The following is a 4,106-nucleotide window of genomic DNA, read 5'->3' as shown; positions in this document are numbered from 1 at the left end:
CTATCAGACCGGCCGTGTGCGCAAGGGCCTCGATGATGCCATCCAGGCGGCTCTGACCGGATCTAAGACGCCCGAGGCGGCGCTGAAAGAAGCCCAGGCGCAGGCTGACCGGTTATTGAAGCAGTACCGATAATTCGTTACCATCCGGAAATGGAGACGGGTTAAGCAAAAACAGACGGCAGCGAGCGGTTGGAGAGATGGTTGCCAGCCGCTCGCTATCGTTCCGTGCCATTAGAAAAAACTATGCGGACAATCGCTTCAAGACACGTCCAGGGTTGGCTCCTGTTGATGCCGGCGGCAATCCTGCTGATCGCCTTCACCCACTATCCGACCGTGGCGACGGTGATCGACAGCCTCTTTTCCAAGGCGACGGCAATCCGACCCTCCCGCTTTGTGGGCATGCTGAACTATCAGCGCATGCTGGACGACCCCATTTTCTGGAAAGTGCTGGCCAACAACGCCTGGTTTGCCTTGGGCACCATTCCCACCTCCATCGCCTTGGCCATCCTCATGGCGCTTTTTGTGAACCGCTCCATTCCGGGTCGATCGTTGGTGCGTATGGCCTACTTCACACCGACCATTTTACCGATGATCGCCGTGGCCAACATCTGGTTGTTCTTTTATACGCCGGATATCGGGCTGATCGATCAGATCTCATCATGGTTCGGCTTTTCCGGGCACAACTGGCTGGGGGACCCGAATACGGTGCTGCCGGCCATCATGGTGATGACGGTCTGGAAAGAGGCCGGCTTTTTCATGATCTTTTATCTGGCGGCGATGCAGAACATCCCGCCGGAACTCGAAGAGGCGTCCCAGCTGGAGGGGGCCTCGCGATGGTATTACTTCCGCCGGGTGATGTTTCCGCTGCTCATGCCCACCACCTTGTTCGTGCTGATCAATGCGGTGCTGAACTCGTTCAAACTGGTGGATCATTTGTTCGTGCTCACCAAGGGCGGGCCGGACAATGCCAGCAATCTGTTGCTATATTATATCTTTGAAACCGCTTTTTCATATTTTGAAACGCATTTTGCCGCCGCGCTGACGATGGTGCTGTTGATTCTTTTAGGGGTGATGGCGCTGCTGCAGTTTTTCGTTCTGGATAAACGGGTGCACTACCGATGAACCCTTCGCGATCATTCTCTCAGTCGTTTTACACCTCTTTGGAGACCGGCGCCGCATGGCTGCTGGCGGTGTTGTGGGTTTCGCCCTTGGTGTACGCTTTCTGGGCAGCCTTTCATCCCGGTGAATATGCGGTCAATTTTAGTCTGCTGGCGCCGCTGACGCTGGACAATTTCCGTGAAGCGCTTTCCCAGGCACCGTTCCCACGCTACGCCCTGAACACATTCATTCTGGTCAGCACGATTCTGGTTGCCCAACTGGTACTGTGTACCCTGGCCGCCTATGCTTTCGCCCGGTATCAGTTCCGCGGCCATAAAGTTGCCTTTGCCCTGGTGCTGGTCCAACTGATGATCACCCCGGAGATTCTGATTGTCGAAAACTACAGCACCCTGGCACGGTTCAGCCTGGTGGACACGATTCTGGGCATCGGCCTGCCATACATGGCCAGTGCCTTCGGGATATTTCTTCTGCGACAGGCCTTCAAATCAACCCCCAAGGAGCTGGAAGAGGCCGCCCGTCTGGAAGGGTGCGGGAGCATGGGTGTCCTGTGGCGGGTATATGTGCCCCTGGCCCGCCCCACCTATCTGGCCTATGCGTTGGTCTCCATCAGCCACCACTGGAACAATTTCCTCTGGCCCCTGATCGTGACCAATTCGGTGGAAACCCGTCCGCTGACCGTTGGCTTGGGCATCTTCGGCGCACCCGAATCCGGGGTGAACTGGTCGGTCATATCTGCAGCCACCCTGCTCTCGGTGGCCCCGCTGCTCGTTGCCTTTCTGCTTTTTCAGCGGCAGTTCGTGCAGTCGTTCATGTATGCGGGAATCAAATAGCACCTATCTCCTAACGGAAGATACCGCTGTCGTTACATTGGGAAAAGCCCTCAAATCCGTGTGGGGCAGGAACAGGGCCGAGGTGAATTCGTCCATGTAGCGGGGGTTGCTGGAAAAGTCGACATAGGTCATGTTGTTGCAGATCGTCCGGGCTTCTTGGCGATATGTGGTGGACAACAGGGCCATGTAAGCACCCACGATGGAGCTGTTGCCCATGTAGGCGAATTTGCTGCGGTCGATGTCGGGCAACAGGCCGATGGTCACGGCCTTTTCGATGTTGAGATACTGGCCGAAGCCACCGGTGATGATCATGCGGTCGACCATGGAAAAATCCATGCCGGCCTCTCCCAGCAGGGTGGTGAAGCCGGCATAGACGGCGCCTTTGCTGTAAATCAGGTTTTTCAGGTCCGATGCGGTAAAGACGATATCTTCGTTCACGGGTGTTTCATCGGCAACGGTCAGCACGTAAGCCCATTCATCTCCTTGTTTGCGGACCCGGTCGTTGCCCAGCTCCTTGGCAAACCGGCCGCTGCGGTCGACGATGCCGCTTTTCAATAGCTCTGCAATCAAGTCGATCATTCCCGATCCGCAGATTCCTCGGGGAGGGGCGTCGCCGACCGTTGACAGCGTCGGCACCAGCGTCTGCGGATCGATGGTCACCTTTTCGATAGCCCCTTCCTCAGCTCGCATGCCCCAACGGATGCCCCCGCCCTCGAAGGCCGGTCCGGCGCTGCAGGCGGCGGTCATCAGCCACTCCTTGTTGCCCAGAACGATCTCGCCATTGGTGCCGACGTCGATGAACAGGGTCACCGGCGCTTCCCGATGAAACCCGGTGTACAGGATCCCGGAGACGATATCGCCGCCCACATAGCTGGCCGGCCCTGGCATGATGAACACGGCCGCCATGGGATTGGCTTTCAGGCCGATCTCTCCGGCTTTGAGAATGGGGAAATCCGACACTGTGGGAATGTAGGGATCCCTGCGGAGATAGCGGGGTTCGATCTGCAGCAACAGGTGAGCCATGGTGGTGTTGCCGGAAACGACCACGTTGCGGATCGCTTCCCTCCGGTTGCCGGCGCTGTCCAGGGCTTCGCCGATGAGATCGTTGATGGTGGCCAGGGCCATGCGACTGAGTTTTTTGACCCCGTCTTTTTCCGCACAGACGATGCGGTTGATGACATCGTCCCCGCAATCCGCCTGGCGGTTGTGGCCGGCGGTGGCTGCCAGCACCGAACCATCGGCCATGTCCACCAGGTAGACCACGATGGTGGTCGTGCCCACGTCGATGGCCAGGCCCAGTGATTGATGCTGCCCGTTGCCGGGGCGCACCGCTAATATTTCATTGGCGCATTTGCGGCGGACCACTGACACGGTGATGTTCCAGTTGTCCCGGCGCACCACCTCGGCCAATTGGCGCATGACCTTGATGCCCACGTTGAGCCGGTCCACATCACAGCCCTGTTTTTTCAACCCTCGGTTGAGCCGGTCCAGGTCGCTGACCGAATCGTCAAGGGAGGGTGGCTCCAGGGTCAATGGGATTTCTTGGAGCATGGGGTCGATGTCCGTGACCAGTCCCTTGAGCCGGTCGGTGACCGCCTTACCCATGCCGGCGATCTTGAGTTTGCGCGCCAGGGTTTCCTCGGGAATCTGCACCGAAACATCGCCGGTAATCTTGCTCTGGCAGGCCAGCACATAGCCCTTGGCCTTTTCACCGTCTGTCAACAATGGCGTGGGTTGTGTGCCAACCTCACCGGAGGTCACGACGAGTTTGCACTTGCCGCAGGAGCCTTTGCCGCTGCATGAGGCGTTGACATGGACGTCCGCGGCCTGGGCCGCCTCCAGCAGTGTGCTGCCGGCGGGTACGGATACGGTCTGCCCGTCTGGCAGAAACGTGACCGTATGGGTGGCATCGGCCGCCACCTGTCTGTCTTCAGCATCCCAACCTTCCTTGCGTTTGCTCATGAACCAGATGGGGCAGGCGGATCGGTGTTTACAATAGATCTTTGGGTCTCTGCATTCCAGGCACTCCTCACACAAATAGATTTGATGCTTCATGCAGAGGTATGAGGTCTCACGATCCGGATGATTGATACACGTTCCCATGATTCAGCACTCCTATTGCCGCCTATGGATCGGCGCGTTTTATTCTCTGTTGCG

General features: G+C 57.9%; 3 protein-coding genes. 2 read left to right on the top strand and 1 reads right to left on the bottom strand.

Translation table 11 applies throughout. The features are described from left to right. Nucleotides 1–288: 288 nt before the first annotated feature. Both ABYV26_RS22180 and ABYV26_RS22175 read left to right on the top strand, forming a co-directional pair. Nucleotides 289–1,122 (top strand): carbohydrate ABC transporter permease, encoded by an 834-nt coding sequence (locus ABYV26_RS22180; protein ID WP_372683539.1) that lies wholly within the window; start codon nt 289–291, stop codon nt 1,120–1,122. Beyond that, on the top strand, nt 1,119–1,949 hold the full coding sequence (locus tag ABYV26_RS22175; protein ID WP_372683538.1) for a carbohydrate ABC transporter permease: 831 nt from the start codon (nt 1,119–1,121) through the stop codon (nt 1,947–1,949). The genes ABYV26_RS22180 and ABYV26_RS22175 overlap by 4 nt, the downstream gene beginning before the upstream one ends. A 3-nt stretch (nt 1,950–1,952) precedes the next feature. Here ABYV26_RS22175 and ABYV26_RS22170 read toward each other — a convergent pair whose 3' ends face one another. Then, nucleotides 1,953–4,052 (bottom strand): ASKHA domain-containing protein, encoded by a 2,100-nt coding sequence (locus tag ABYV26_RS22170; RefSeq protein WP_372683537.1) that lies wholly within the window; start codon nt 4,050–4,052, stop codon nt 1,953–1,955. Between the last annotated feature and the right edge of the window lie 54 nt (nt 4,053–4,106).

This window comes from Desulfosarcina sp., from assembly GCF_041551955.1.
In the GTDB taxonomy this organism is placed as follows: domain Bacteria; phylum Desulfobacterota; class Desulfobacteria; order Desulfobacterales; family Desulfosarcinaceae; genus Desulfosarcina.
Note: the sequence above shows the minus strand (reverse complement) of the source record. Positions and strands in the feature narration are given on the sequence as shown.

Excerpts from the sequence above, each read along its gene's own strand:
- ABYV26_RS22170 (WP_372683537.1), bottom strand. The coding sequence starts at position 4,052 with ATGGGAACGTGTATCAATCATCCGGATCGTGAGACCTCATACCTCTGC.
- ABYV26_RS22180 (WP_372683539.1), top strand. The coding sequence starts at position 289 with ATGCCGGCGGCAATCCTGCTGATCGCCTTCACCCACTATCCGACCGTG.
- ABYV26_RS22175 (WP_372683538.1), top strand. The coding sequence starts at position 1,119 with ATGAACCCTTCGCGATCATTCTCTCAGTCGTTTTACACCTCTTTGGAG.